Annotated in this window: 13 protein-coding genes; 1 reads left to right on the forward strand and 12 read right to left on the reverse strand. The window is 39.3% G+C overall.

The features are described 5' to 3' along the window. Window positions 1–14: 14 nt before the first annotated feature. The 8 genes from QRD02_RS08150 to QRD02_RS08185 all read right to left on the reverse strand — a co-directional run bounded on the left by QRD02_RS08150 (window position 15) and on the right by QRD02_RS08185 (window position 8440). Complete coding sequence (locus QRD02_RS08150) at window positions 15–1259, reverse strand: 3-phosphoshikimate 1-carboxyvinyltransferase (protein WP_290254438.1); 1245 nt, start codon at window positions 1257–1259, stop codon at window positions 15–17. After that, window positions 1256–1498, reverse strand: a complete 243-nt coding sequence (locus QRD02_RS08155; RefSeq protein WP_290254439.1) for a hypothetical protein — start codon at window positions 1496–1498, stop codon at window positions 1256–1258. Before QRD02_RS08155 ends, QRD02_RS08150 begins: the two co-directional genes overlap by 4 nt. Next, window positions 1499–1825, reverse strand: a complete 327-nt coding sequence (locus tag QRD02_RS08160) for a nucleotide pyrophosphohydrolase (RefSeq protein WP_290254440.1) — start codon at window positions 1823–1825, stop codon at window positions 1499–1501. 12 nt (window positions 1826–1837) lie between these two features. After that, complete coding sequence (locus QRD02_RS08165; RefSeq protein ID WP_290254441.1) at window positions 1838–3859, reverse strand: DUF3858 domain-containing protein; 2022 nt, start codon at window positions 3857–3859, stop codon at window positions 1838–1840. A gap of 11 nt (window positions 3860–3870) precedes the next feature. Continuing rightward, window positions 3871–5769, reverse strand: coding sequence for a DUF3858 domain-containing protein (locus tag QRD02_RS08170; RefSeq protein WP_290254442.1), 1899 nt, complete (start codon window positions 5767–5769; stop codon window positions 3871–3873). Between the two features lie 62 nt (window positions 5770–5831). After that, window positions 5832–6284: a D-aminoacyl-tRNA deacylase gene (gene dtd, locus QRD02_RS08175; protein ID WP_290254443.1), complete on the reverse strand. Its 453-nt coding sequence runs from the start codon at window positions 6282–6284 to the stop codon at window positions 5832–5834. A 104-nt stretch (window positions 6285–6388) separates the two neighbouring features. Then, complete coding sequence (gene rsgA, locus QRD02_RS08180) at window positions 6389–7336, reverse strand: ribosome small subunit-dependent GTPase A (protein ID WP_290254444.1); 948 nt, start codon at window positions 7334–7336, stop codon at window positions 6389–6391. A gap of 21 nt (window positions 7337–7357) precedes the next feature. Further along, window positions 7358–8440 carry a bifunctional 3-deoxy-7-phosphoheptulonate synthase/chorismate mutase type II gene (locus tag QRD02_RS08185; protein ID WP_290254445.1) on the reverse strand — a complete coding sequence of 361 codons (1083 nt, stop codon included), beginning with the start codon at window positions 8438–8440 and terminating at the stop codon, window positions 7358–7360. 248 nt (window positions 8441–8688) lie between these two features. Between QRD02_RS08185 and gldA the strand changes: the two genes are divergently transcribed. Then, window positions 8689–9588 (forward strand): gliding motility-associated ABC transporter ATP-binding subunit GldA, encoded by a 900-nt coding sequence (gldA, locus tag QRD02_RS08190; RefSeq protein WP_290254446.1) that lies wholly within the window; start codon window positions 8689–8691, stop codon window positions 9586–9588. Here gldA and QRD02_RS08195 read toward each other — a convergent pair. The 4 genes from QRD02_RS08195 to QRD02_RS08210 are packed head-to-tail and all read right to left on the reverse strand — an operon-like array spanning window position 9575 to window position 13340. Continuing rightward, window positions 9575–10324, reverse strand: coding sequence for a head GIN domain-containing protein (locus QRD02_RS08195; protein WP_290254447.1), 750 nt, complete (start codon window positions 10322–10324; stop codon window positions 9575–9577). The genes gldA and QRD02_RS08195 overlap by 14 nt on opposite strands. 33 nt (window positions 10325–10357) lie before the next feature. Beyond that, on the reverse strand, window positions 10358–11467 hold the full coding sequence (locus QRD02_RS08200; protein WP_290254448.1) for an acyloxyacyl hydrolase: 1110 nt from the start codon (window positions 11465–11467) through the stop codon (window positions 10358–10360). A 25-nt stretch (window positions 11468–11492) separates the two neighbouring features. After that, window positions 11493–12245 (reverse strand): head GIN domain-containing protein, encoded by a 753-nt coding sequence (locus tag QRD02_RS08205; RefSeq protein ID WP_290254449.1) that lies wholly within the window; start codon window positions 12243–12245, stop codon window positions 11493–11495. Window positions 12246–12248: 3 nt separating this feature from the next. After that, window positions 12249–13340, reverse strand: coding sequence for an acyloxyacyl hydrolase (locus tag QRD02_RS08210; RefSeq protein ID WP_290254450.1), 1092 nt, complete (start codon window positions 13338–13340; stop codon window positions 12249–12251). Window positions 13341–13356 lie beyond the last annotated feature (16 nt).

Raw genomic sequence — 13356 nt, forward strand, 5'->3', positions numbered from 1 at the left:
AAAACTGGCAATAGTTATTTTGATGTGTTCTCAAAAACACAATCGATGCCTACCTTTTGCAAGTCTTCCCAAAACATTGGATATGATTTTGAAACCACCTGGGCGTTTTTTATAATTAGATTTGTTTTCATTGCCAAAGGCGCAAAGGCCATTGCCATTCGGTGATCTTGATAAGTTTCGATGGAACTGTTGGGGTTAATTTTGAAGGATTTTTCAAGAACTAATGAATGGTCATCAACGGTTATATTGGCGCCCAATTTTTTAAGTTCAATATTAAGTGCGGCGAGTCTATCAGTTTCTTTTATTTTTAATGTTTGCAGGCCTAAAAGTTTGCAACCGATTCCCAACCCAAAACAGGTTACGGCAATTGTCTGCGCCAAATCTGGTGTGTTGGACAGATCGAGCATTAAGGAATCCGGCAATTCCGAAGTCTTTTTTGAAAGGGAAATTGTTTTTTGGGAAGCATCAAAAATCGTTTCAACTCCCAGGGATTTATAGATCTGCGCCAATGCAGCGTCACCCTGTCTGCTTTCCTCAGAAAAACTGGAAAGCGTAATTTCCAAATTATCCGAAAGGGCAACCAAACTATAAAAGTAGGAAGCCGAGCTCCAATCAGATTCCACAACTATTTCCGTTTTTAAAATAGTTTCAATGGAAGGAATTGTAATTGTATTTTCACTGAAATCGCCCGAAATTCCAATTTTTTTCAAAAGCGAAAGAGTCATTTCAATATAGGGCGCGGAAGTTATATTGCCCTCCAAATATATTGTCAAACCGTGGGGAAGATTCGGCGCAATCAGCATTAATGCTGAAATGTATTGGCTACTCACATCTGCATTTATCTTCACTTCTTTTTTCGACAGTGATTTGCCTTTGATTTTCAGTGGCGGAAAGCCTTCTTTCTTGAGATATTCAATGTCGGCTCCAACGTTTTTTAATGCATCCACCAATATTGAAATAGGCCGTTCTTGCATGCGCTGGCTGCCGGTGAGCGTAATTTCCGCTCCTTCTTTTGCTGCAAAAAATGCAGTCAAGAAACGCATTGCAGTGCCCGCGTGATGCACATCCACAAGTCCAGTTTTTGTTTCCAAACCTTTTTTTAGAACAACCGTATCATCACTATCGGATAAATTTTCGATAGAAATATTTGGAAAAGATGCCTGTAGAATAAGTAATCGGTTCGACTCACTTTTAGAGCCGCCAATATTTATTTTGATATTTTTTTGGGGAATTGTTCCTCGTTTCAGAAGCACATTCATCTTCCGGAATCTTTATCTTTTAGTCTGGCCCGAAATTTTCCAAAGGTTACAAAAAAGCCATAAACAAAGCCGGCCAAAAGAAGGGTGAGAAGAAACATTAATGGATTTCTATCTGTGAAAAAGGCCATATCAAAACCATCAATCGCCCATTTTATAAACGTGAAAATAACCGCGAATGCAATGGCAAGAGATACTACCGAGGGCCAAAAACCTTTTGTATTGATTACTTTTTTAAACATCTACTTTAACTTTTCATTTCCGTGATGCCTGTCGTGGTCGCGCTTGGTTTTTAGCTCCAATTTTTTCTCAAAAGCTTGTTCGAGATTGACTCCCGTTTGGTTTGCAAGACAGAGCACCACGAAAATAACATCTGCCAGCTCTTCGCCCAAATCTTTGTGTTTATCGCTTTCCTTTTCGCTCTGTTCACCGTAGCGACGTGCAATTATACGCGCTACTTCGCCCACTTCCTCGGTAAGCTGTGCCATATTGGTGAGTTCATTGAAGTAGCGCACGCCATGCTGTTTTATCCACACATCAACAGCTTTTTGGGCATTTTCGATATTCATAATGGTTATTTCTTATACCTTCGAAAGTACTACTTTTTCATTTTCTTTGGCAATTAAAAGCTCATAGAATTTTTTCAAATTATCATATTCCTCGGCCGCGATAAAGGATTCATTGATTGAAAATTCCACCGAAAGCTGCAATTTGTTGCCCACATGAGAAATTAAATACTTAAAACTTCCCGTGTTTTCCCCTAAATTGAAAATGGCGTTTGCGGGCATGGTTTCTACTTTATAACCTTCCGGCAATTCAATATTTATAATGTAGCGGTCTTTCATCGAGTAGCCAAAATCAATGGGGTATTCGCGAGTTTCGGGTTTAAAGGGACTTTCCTTTTCAGCCATAAAAACCATTGGCGAAAAGTACAACTTGCCCGCCACTTCCTCAACGACATCAATGGATTCAAAATCATATTCCAGGGAAACGGGTTTTCCCAAGGTTTGCAGATTTTCGAAATGCAGGTTTGAAAGTTCCACTTGGGCGAGGCTTTTTTCAACCTCCTTTCGCTGTGCGTCCTCATTCATACTTTTGAATTCCGATCTGTACTGAAAGGCATAATTTCCAGTGAATCTGTTCTGTGTCTTTCCGCTGTCCGAATGATCGGGTTGAATGGTTGCCGTTACCATTGCACTCTTAACAGCTGGAATTTGTGGGCTTAATGACACCCATCCGGAAGTGCCATCCTTTTTAATGATTCGGCCTTTCCAGTTCATAATGCTGGGTCTTAAAATGCCGATTTCGGCTCCCTTATTTGTTGCATCAAGCAATATAATTCCATTGGGAAATTCCACTGCCGCAATTACATAATTGAATCCGTTGCGCGTGGGAAACAGCGGCATTCCGTGATCTTTGGTGCTCACTAAAACCGGGTTTGCGTTTATATTGGCATTACGGAGCATTGCCACGAGCATCAAATTGATGTCCGCCACATTGCCGGAACCTTTTTTATATGCTTCCTTTACTCCTTCATTAGTGTAATAGCCAGTAAAGTTATTCCATGTCATTTTGTTTACCACAAAAGAAAAAATGCGGGAAACCTTTTCCTCGGGATTGCTTATCCCGCTTAGTAGCTTGCTTAAATCGTCCTCAAAATAGTTGGTGCGCGTCAATTCATTTCCGAATGAATCTACTTGATAAATGCTTTTCGAAACGTCTTCCCACGTGGTGGAAAATGTTTCCAACGGAGCACCCGGAAAATCAACATAGCTCAATTCAAATTTAATGCCCGTGGAATAGTTATCAATATTGCCCGCAAAGGCTTCATTTTTCATTGCGGGAACGTCTTTTAACGCTATGGTATAAATATCTTCTTTCATCTTCACCTCTCTTGCACCTCCCGCGCTTGTTCTATTGCCATAAATATCATATTCTGTGCGGGCATTCGCTAACGGAATGGTTCGGTCTTTTACTACCTTATCAATTTTATATGGCACCCAACCTTTTTGGTGGGTCTTGAAAACAAAATATTCGGGAGAGGCGAAGCGAATTTCTAGCTTTTCCACTGGAATGGTTTCCTGAAAACGAAATTCATCAATATTGCTAATGAATGGTGATTTTATGGTGTATTTGTATTCCACCACACTGCCTTGCCTTAAATCTGGCATTGTAAATTTCACCTTTTGCAGATACTTAGTGGTTTTTTCCTCAAAGATTCCGTCACTTTTTAATTTGATTTCCTCAACTTTATTGTTAGCGCCTAAATTATAAGTGTAAGCTTTCAGCCCCGAAATTTCGTCATTTGAACTTGATACACTTTGGTAAAGATCAATTTCTTTTGAAGCCCATTCAAAACCTTCCTTTTTATAAATTTTTACACGCTCGAAGTAGTCGGTAATCAAATACCATCCGCTGTCTTCGCTGTATTGAAATTCGGTGGTGGATTCGCGATACAAAATGGCGGCATTAGCCGAGGGGTCCGTGGGATGCTGGGTTTGAAGCAATTCCTCTTCGGAAACTTTTCCGAATTTATAATTTTGGGCAACTGAAACAGTAGCGAAGCATATAGTCGCAAACAATGCAAGAAAGGTTGATTTCATTGGAGAGTTATTTATTGAATATTTTGTTTTAAAAGTATTTTTGAACGGTCAAGCCGGGCGATGGATCTTAGGAAATCGCGATAGTTTTCATATTCCGCCGGCGGATATTCGCCTTTGTTCATAATTAATTTTCGTGTGTAGATTAAATTGTTTTCGGCATTTAGGCTGAAACCGATTTCATATTTACCAAATTTTGTTTCCAACAACGACGCATTCGGCAGGGCGTCCACCACTAAATTTTTGGGCAACTGTACTTCAACCGTATCAACATCCACAAATCCATGGCTTATGTATAAGTTTTGCTTTCTGTTTTCAATTCTTGGTGGGATGTATTTGTTTTGGTTGAAAATATTGGCGCAAAAAAGAAAATCATTGCCCACCGGATTTGCATAATTTGGGATATTGAGCGATAACTTTTCGGTGAAAACTATTTTCTCCCTATCGTTTTCAAAGGTAAAGTCATTGATGGTAAAACCATTGATATAGCTCCATCGGTCTTTGTAGTTTTGATCAACCTCATCCTCTTTTTTCTTCGGAAGAAAATATTTATCATCGTACTGCCATCCTTGGGAAACACTTTGGAAATTGGCAACAGCATTTCCCTTTGGGTCCACGATCACGGTGGAAAAACTTTCTTGCGTATTCTGTTCTGTTTTATACACTTGGGTATGCGCAATTTTACCGCCTTCGGGGGTCACAATAAGCACGTCACGATCATCCGTAAAATTGGCGATATATCCAAAAGGCGCATCCTGACTGGTACACTCGAGCCAAGTAAACTCCTCTCCATCCGGAATTGCGAGAATGGCATGATTGAACCATGGCAAAGGAAAATCCTTATTTAGGGCTATTTTGTTGTCGCCGGCATTCACTAAGGTATAATACGAAGGAACATCCACGGCCTGCAATAGCGCTCGAGTATAATTAGTTAATGCCTTGCAATCACCATAGCTCAGTTTGTCCACCTCGGATGCAAGCATCGGTTTCCATCCGCCAATTCCAATTTGAATGCTTACGTAGCGCACTTTGTCTTGCACGAATTGGTAAATTTTTCTGGCCTTTCCCTCATTGGTGGTTTCGTTTGCCACCAAACTTTTAATGCGTGCAAGCGTACCTTCGGGCAATTCGCCCAGATCAAAAAGCAGTGTTTTGTCCACCCAACTCCCAAACTGTTGCCAATCTTTCCCGGAGCCGACGAGGTTTTTCATTTTAAATTTTTCAAGAGCCAAATAAACCGCGGGGAAAATGGTACTTGTGGACGGACTGCGTTCTTCTCTTTGGATTGCCTTTAGGTCTGAAGCAGAAAATATTATTTCATCAAGATTTTCAGAGACGGAAATATTGAATTTTTCTAAATTTTGCGCTCTATATCTTGGCTTGTTTGCGGGATCAAATTTAATTTTAAAGACACTTTTTTGAACACTTTCGGCATAACCTCCCATTGGGAACCAAGGGTTAATAAAGGCAGAATCGCCCGATTCCGTTTCACTGTCGTAAACCACAATGTATGGATAGGTGGTGGGAGTATAATTTAGATAGAGCATACGGTCATCACTATAAATGCTGATGCCAGTTCTGCTTACATCTATAAAATCCTTCTTTTTAAAATGCTCCAATTCCTTTCCGACGGCATTATAGATTCGAACTTCCACATTTTTTACGCGGGAATTTGCATCATAAAATTCATAAAGATTTGGATCTTGATCACCGAGCTTGTTCAAAACTGCAATTACCCTATGGGTTTTTTGCTTCATTTTTCCAATATCGGTCACATCAATCTCTACCAATTCATCAATCAAAATACTGTTGGAATATTCAATAAGCTCTTTGTTTATTGAAGCTATGGAGTAATCTTGGGCAAAAATGACAGTCGTGCAAATGAATAGTGCAAAGCAAAAAACCTTTTTCATGAATTTTTTATTATCGGTGGCAATATATAAAATTCTAAAAGGTTAAAAAAAAGTTAAAGAAATTATTCCTTATTTTTTGAATCCATCCAAATTGTTACAGGCCCATCATTCACCAGAGCAACATCCATCATTGCTCCGAACGTGCCCGTTTTCACGGTTTTGTCCATTTCTTCTTCTAATTGAAAAATAAATTTTTCATAAATGGGAATGGCAATTTCAGGTTTTGCCGCTTTTATAAAAGAGGGACGGTTTCCCTTTTTGGTGCTTGCGTGAAGGGTGAATTGGCTAACAACCATACATTCGCCCTTCACATCCAAAACTGAAAGATTCATTGCTCCGTTTTCATCGGAAAAAATACGTAGCCGAGCTATTTTCGCAGTTAACCATTTAATATCTTCCATGGTATCTTCGGTTTCGATACCCAATAAAATAAGCAGTCCGTGCTCTATTTCAGAAAATATTTTCGCATCAATAGTTACAGATGCCGATTTTACACGTTGAATTAGGGCTCTCATTTTATCATTTCGGCTTTAGGGCAGCGGCTGCTGTTTCTGAGTTTAGCGTGTCGGTTGTTATTAAATTTTAAATATTAGGGATTTGGATTTTAAAATTTAGGATTTTACTTTTCATGAATATCCTTTCGGAAATGGTCCTCCTCTCCTTCCAAAATCTGCAAATAACTTTTGTAGCGCGACCAAGCAATCTCTTCATTTTCCAATGCCTTTTTTACGGCGCAGTGCGGTTCTTCCAAATGCAGGCAGTTGTTGAATTTGCAATCATTTTTCCTTTCGAAGAATTCGGGAAAGTAAACGCCAATTTCTTCTTTGTCCATCTCCACTACGCCAAAACCTTTAATTCCAGGGGTATCAATTATCTGTCCGCCAAAGGAAAGATCAAACATTTCTGCAAATGTTGTGGTGTGCTGCCCCTGCAAATGTTGTTCTGAAATTTTTGAAGTTTTAAGGTGGAGGCCGGGCTCCAACGAATTTATGAGTGTAGATTTCCCCACGCCGCTATGGCCCGAAAACATTGAAACCTTATTTTTCATCAATGCTGTTACCTTTTCAATATTTTTTCCAGTAATGGCTGAAATGCCAATGCATTCATAGCCGATTTTTCTGTAAAGCGCCGCCAGAAATTTTATTTCCAACAATTCGTCTTCGGTATAGGTATCAATTTTATTAAAAAGAAGTACTGCTTTTATGTGATATGCTTCCGCAGTAACCAAAAATCGGTCAATGAAAGTGGTGAAAGTGGGCGGATTATTTAATGTAACCAACAGAAAAGCAAGATCTATATTGGCCGCAATAATGTGGGTTTGTTTTGAAAGATTTACAGATTTGCGGATGATGTAATTTTCCCTTTCGTCAATATGTTTGATAACGCCCACGGTTTCATCACCCTTCTTCTCAATTTCAAAATCGACGTGATCGCCTACCGCCACGGGGTTTGTACTTTTAATCCCGCCAATCCGGAATTTACCTTTGATGCGGCAATCGTAAAAGCTTCCATTTTCCGCTTTCACGGAATACCAACTACCGGTGGATTTATATACGATTCCTTTCACAGCACAAATTTGCAAAACTTTTTAATCATTCATAACTTTTTTCTGATGATTGATGGACTCTTGGTGAATGGCTTTGTACAATTTCAGCACAAATTCCTCACTTAATTTGTTGTGTTCACCTTCTAAAATCATGCGTCCCAAAACTTCATTCCATCGTTTAACCTGTAAAATGGCCACATTATTTTTCTTTTTAAGAAGCCCAATATTATCAGCAATTTTCATTCGCTTCCCGAGCATTTCCATCAGTTGGTCGTCAATCAAATCTATTTGTGTGCGCAGGGTGTTCAAATGATTGTTAAATTCCGCTTCATTGCCTTCCATCTTCCGAATTTTCAAGTCCACCGTCATTTTGTCGAGTGCTTTCGGGGTAATTTGCTGTTTTGCATCGCTCCATGCATTGTCTGGATCGAAATGGGTTTCAACCATTAGTCCGTCGTAATTCAAATCTAGCGCGGTTTGGCAAAGGTCAAAAATAATATCCCTTCGGCCGGCAATGTGTGAGGGGTCCAAAATCAGTGGCAAATCGGGAAAACTATTCTGCAAATCTATCGGAATTTGCCATTCGGGATTATTTCTATACCGCGTTTTTTCATAAGTTGAAAAACCACGATGGATTACACCCAATTTCGAAATGCCGGCTTCATAAAATCGTTCCACCGCGCCCAGCCATAGTGCCAAATCTGGGTTTACGGGGTTTTTTACCAACACAATCTTATCGGTTCCCTTTAAGGCATCTGCAATTTCCTGCACGATAAACGGCGAAACAGTAGTGCGTGCGCCCACCCAAAGTATATCAACATCGTGCTTTAGTGCCAAATCTACGTGGTTTGCATTTGCGACTTCGGTTGCTGTCAATAAGCCTGTTTCGTGTTTTGCCCTTTGGAGCCATTTTAATCCCAGCGCGCCCACGCCCTCAAAATTTCCGGGGCGGGTGCGTGGTTTCCATATGCCCGCCCGCAACACGGAAGTATCAGTTTCTTTAAGTTGGTGTGCAATTTTGAGGACCTGCTCCTCGGTTTCGGCACTGCACGGGCCGGCAATTACCAACGGATGGCTCAGGCCGAATGCATCCAACCAATTTCGGAATTCCTTTTTGTTTTCCATATATTCAATTTCAAAAAAAAAGTCCCAATATGGGACTTTCAAAAGTATATTATAAAATACAACAATCCCTTTAGCTAACGCTTCTCAAAAGATGCCACCAAAAATTGGATGTATTGAAGATGTTATTTATGTTCATAGCGGCTAAAGTAGCCAATAAATGTGATTTTGAAAACGTTTTGGGAAAAATTTTAAAGGCCGAAGCGCCACCACTTCGGAAGAAATTTGTGTAGTTTTGTTTTCATAAAAATATGTCGATACAAGTAGAAAATATCACCAAAATTTACGGCCATCAAAAGGCACTGGACAATATTTCCTTTAAAATAGAAAAAGGAGAAATTGTGGGTTTTCTTGGGCCTAATGGCGCCGGAAAATCTACGATGATGAAGATTCTCACAACGTTTCTGCCAGCCTCGGATGGGGTTGCATTTGTTAATGGTTTTGAGGTGAACAAAGATGATATTGACGTTAAGAAAAGCGTGGGCTATCTGCCCGAGCACAACCCGCTTTATTTGGATATGTACGTTCGGGAATATCTTTTTTTCAACGCTGGAATTTATAATATTCCAAAAACTGAGGTTGAAAATGTAATTGAGAAAACGGGTTTATTGCCAGAAGCCAACAAAAAAATCGGTCAACTTTCAAAGGGTTACCGGCAGCGTGTTGGGCTTGCAAATGCGCTTTTGCACAATCCCGAAGTTTTAATTTTAGATGAACCAACCACGGGCTTGGATCCAAACCAATTGATTGAAATCCGGCAACTCATAAAAAACGTCGGAAAAGAAAAAACAGTTTTGCTTTCCACCCATATTATGCAGGAAGTTGAGGCCATTTGCGATCGCGTAATTATTGTTAATAAGGGTGAAATTGTGCTCGATAAAAAACTGTCAGAATTAAAAAACAATAAGCAGCAAATTATTGAAGTAGAATTTGATTATCGCGTGGAAGAGGTGGCCCTACAAAAAATTCCGAAGCTTGAAAAGATTGAAAATTCAATAGGTTTTGTGTATCAACTCTATTTCGAGACCGAACACGATATGCGCGGAAAGGTATTCGATTTTGCGCACGACAATGGTTTAAAAATTCTTCAATTGCACCAAAAAAATACTACTCTCGAAAAACTATTTTCTGAACTCACTATTCAAAAATAAGTTGACCGCTGTAAAGGACTTCAACCTCAACAATGGGGGGTCTATTTTTGCAAATAACGTTGCCCAAACTAACTATTTGACCTCTAATGGATTCTTGTGGATTTACCACTATAGGCCCGGTACTTCGATGGTAGACATTTAAATTCTGAACAATTAAGTTTTCCGAATAAATCCTACAATCACTCGCGTAAAGGCCAAAATTGGCGTTGGTCGCACTACCGCTTAAATAAAATTTTGATAGGCCATTGGCAACAATCGTAAGATTTTCAACATTCAAATTCAGTTTAAAATCCCCGTCAATATGATATTGGTCCTCGTTATGTTGATCTTCAGAAGCCAGGATTAAATTTGGAAATCCCAAGACACCGATACTTTCCACGGCCAAGCCGGTGCTACTTCTAATTTCGGTGAGATTTGGAGTGGTGATATATACGTGCGTCAATCCGTAGTCCCGCACCAAATTACAAGCGTTATTATTGTGGATTTGGAGAACGCCGTTTGCAACGGAAACTTCAATGTCGCTCATTAAATTTTCTCCTGTTTGCACCATCACTTTATGTTCCTCACCTTGCTTTACGAACAGTTTTATTCGTTCCCAAACTATAATTTTCTGAAAAGGTTGAATTGGCATTTCTTGTTGCACGGTTTTTCCTGCGGTTTGAATGCAGTCCCATCCATTTTCGGAATTACAACCAAAAAGAGCTAACACGAAAAAGAGGTAAAATATGTTCTTCATTTATGATTTTTATAAAACAAAAAATGTAGCAATTTACAGCCTGTAACCCACACCAAATTCTACGGCTTCTGCTTTTGCCCAATGTGCATGGACGGTTACGGCAGCGAAAATAGTGTCCTTCCAAAAATAGCGTTTAAGTCCCAAACGGTTATAAATTCGGTTTTCAAAAGCATACGGCCAATAGACATAATAACCCAATTGTGAGATGAACGCTGCTTTATTAAATCGCCATTCATGGCCCACAAAAAGCCCAACTCGCTTATAATCCTCATCGCCCGAAAGTCCGTCCTCGGGATAGGCGATGGAGCGATAGTTTATCAATTCTTTTAAAAAAGTGGAAAAGAAAATGTCTACTCCTCCGGTAAAAGTGCTTTTATAATTGATGCGTTTGTCCACAAAAGCCGAAATTACGTAAAACGGCTCTTGGCCCAATCCAACCACATCACTTTCATTAATTCCCGTTCTAAAAGCGAAGTTGTATTTAAACCTTTCGGCGTGAGTGCGACTTAGAGAATCTTCTTTTTTAATATATTCTGGGAATTCCTCATAATCCAATTGATAGCTGAGGCCAGCATTCAGCAAAAAAGAATTGGTGCTATTATTGGGCGCTTTAAAATTCGCATTGCTATAATGAATAATCGTAAATCCTGCATGGAATCCCAATCCTTTGTAAATATTTTCTCGAACGTAATTTCCCTTTAAAAAAGTAGTGCTTAAAAGTTGCGTGCCGTAGGCATTGTTATTGTAGTTTGAATTCGTATCAAAAGGACTCTCAGAATATGCAATTCCCTGTCCCACCCGAAGCATGAGGTGCCTATTTAAAAAATACCAATTCATATGGCCATACACGCCCCAAACATTGCCAAGGTATTCATTGTGCATGTCCTGATACGCCAGCGTAAATCCCCAATCGGGATAATTGTAGCGCCGCTCCCATTCATTGAAACCGTACGTTTTTCTGTTAAGGGAAAGGAAAAAACCAGTGGGGTGACCCGAAATTAAATGTTGAATGTCAGGATTGTGCTCGAGCACCGTGCCGTAAAAATAATCGGCTTCCAGAGAAATTGGTTTCAATTCCTTTTCCTGTGAAAAGATTGGAAAACTTAAAAGTAAGGCAGCGAATACGGAAAAGAGGTGCTTCATATTTTTCAACGCCGGTAAAGATAAACTAATCTTTAAATAATAAACGGCCGGTGAAAAATTCTTTTACCTCAACAACCGCAGGGCGGGAATAACTAACAATATCACCGGTTGCCATTATTTTCCCGACAATACTTTGTTGCGGGTTTACCACCATTTTGTTAGCACTTCTTTGAAAAACCTCAAGTTTATCTATCAATAAATTTTCGCCTTCAAAACGGGGCATTTCATCAGCAAAGTTCAAATTTGCTATTTCAGTGAAACCGGATATGTAGAAAACGCTTTGGCCGTTGGCGCTTACGCGGAATTCTTCACAAACAATATTCAAATAAAAATCGCCGCTTTTACGAATATTTTCCGGACCCGTACTGCTATTGCTAATCAATGTTAGTTTTGGAAAATTTAAAATTCCCTCGCCAATAACGTCATAAGCGGAACTGTTTCGAATTTCAACAATGTTCGGCGCAGTTACAAAAATCTTTGTAATTCCGTAATCGCGCACCAAATTGCAGGCATTTCTATCTTTTACAACCAACGTGTTTTCTTCAACAATTACTAAAACATCACTCAGAAGATTTTTGCCCGTTTCCAGTATTATTTCCTGGGTATTGCCCTGTTTTAAATATAATGTTACGTCGTCCTCAATGCGAATTTTTGAAAATTCTGAAACAACAAATTTCTTTGAAACAGTTTCTCCCGCCGTTTGGGTGCAATCCCAAGAATTTTCAGAATCACACGAAAACAGCAAAAATAGAAATCCGATAAACAGTAATTTCTTCATAATTTATATTCTAATCCCCACACCAAATTCAACACCTTCCACTTTTGCACCGTGCGATTTTAGGGTAATTGCACTAAAAAGTTTGTCGGTAAAATAATATTTCAAACCAACCCGAAAATACGTCCGGCCTTCGAAATCATACGGATAATAAACGTAAAAACCCGCTTGGGTAATTAAAGCCAAGTTATTGAATCGCAATTCATGCCCGGCAAAAATTCCCACGCGTTTATAATCCTCATCGCCTTTTACATCAAAACTTGGAAACGCCACGGAAAGGTATTCTATTTCTTTTTTTAGAAATGGCAAATAGAAAAAATCTCCTCCGAATTGCACTGTACTTTTATAGCTCAACCGCTTATCTGCAAATGCAGAAACCACGAAAAACGGATGTTGACCGAGATTCAAATAATCACTTTCATTCAAACCACCGCGAAGTATGAAGTTGAACTTTATGGGTTCTGAAATTTTCTGAGGATTCGAATCCGAAATATACGTCGAAGTTTCATCGGTCACGGAATATTGCACACCCACATTAAATGTGAAGGCATTCGTGCTGGAATTTGGCGCCTTAAAATTTCCGTTGGAATAATGCACCAAAGCAATCCCAGCCTGCACTCCGAAGTTTTTAAAGAGATTTTGTTTTTTATAATTCAGCATCAAATAAGTGGAACTCAACAAATGTGTCCCGTATGCATTGTTTTTGAAATTCGTTTCCAAATCAAACGGATTTGTATTGTAAGCAATTCCCTGTCCTATTCGGAAGAAAAGATTTCGCTTCAAAAAGTAAAAATTGAAATGCCCATAAAGCCCATAATTTTCACCCAAAACATCGTAATGCGCATTTTGATGCACGAAAGAAAACCCCCAATCGGGATAGTTATATTCTTGATGCCAACGTTCGGTTCCATACGTTTTTCGGTTAAAACCAATAATAAAACCATCGGGATGCGCTTTCACCAAATGTGAAATATCCTTGTTATGCCGAAGAATAGTTCCGTAGAAATAATTGGCGTCCACAAAGAAATCCTTGCTTTTTTCCTGCGAAAAAACAAAAGAAGTCGTGAAAAAAAACAGCAAAAGAGTGATTCGAGACATCACCGCAAATTAAAGC

Origin of the sequence: Aequorivita aurantiaca (assembly GCF_030410135.1) — a bacterium.
Taxonomy (GTDB): Bacteria; Bacteroidota; Bacteroidia; order Flavobacteriales; family Flavobacteriaceae; genus Aequorivita; species Aequorivita aurantiaca.

Bases quoted from the DNA above. Each gene is read 5' to 3' on its own strand.
- QRD02_RS08150 (WP_290254438.1), bottom strand. From the start codon at position 1,259: ATGAATGTGCTTCTGAAACGAGGAACAATTCCCCAAAAAAATATCAAA.
- QRD02_RS08155 (WP_290254439.1), bottom strand. From the start codon at position 1,498: ATGTTTAAAAAAGTAATCAATACAAAAGGTTTTTGGCCCTCGGTAGTA.
- QRD02_RS08160 (WP_290254440.1), bottom strand. From the start codon at position 1,825: ATGAATATCGAAAATGCCCAAAAAGCTGTTGATGTGTGGATAAAACAG.
- QRD02_RS08165 (WP_290254441.1), bottom strand. From the start codon at position 3,859: ATGAAATCAACCTTTCTTGCATTGTTTGCGACTATATGCTTCGCTACT.
- QRD02_RS08170 (WP_290254442.1), bottom strand. From the start codon at position 5,769: ATGAAAAAGGTTTTTTGCTTTGCACTATTCATTTGCACGACTGTCATT.
- dtd (WP_290254443.1), bottom strand. From the start codon at position 6,284: ATGAGAGCCCTAATTCAACGTGTAAAATCGGCATCTGTAACTATTGAT.
- QRD02_RS08185 (WP_290254445.1), bottom strand. From the start codon at position 8,440: ATGGAAAACAAAAAGGAATTCCGAAATTGGTTGGATGCATTCGGCCTG.
- gldA (WP_290254446.1), top strand. From the start codon at position 8,689: ATGTCGATACAAGTAGAAAATATCACCAAAATTTACGGCCATCAAAAG.
- QRD02_RS08195 (WP_290254447.1), bottom strand. From the start codon at position 10,324: ATGAAGAACATATTTTACCTCTTTTTCGTGTTAGCTCTTTTTGGTTGT.
- QRD02_RS08200 (WP_290254448.1), bottom strand. From the start codon at position 11,467: ATGAAGCACCTCTTTTCCGTATTCGCTGCCTTACTTTTAAGTTTTCCA.
- QRD02_RS08205 (WP_290254449.1), bottom strand. From the start codon at position 12,245: ATGAAGAAATTACTGTTTATCGGATTTCTATTTTTGCTGTTTTCGTGT.
- QRD02_RS08210 (WP_290254450.1), bottom strand. From the start codon at position 13,340: ATGTCTCGAATCACTCTTTTGCTGTTTTTTTTCACGACTTCTTTTGTT.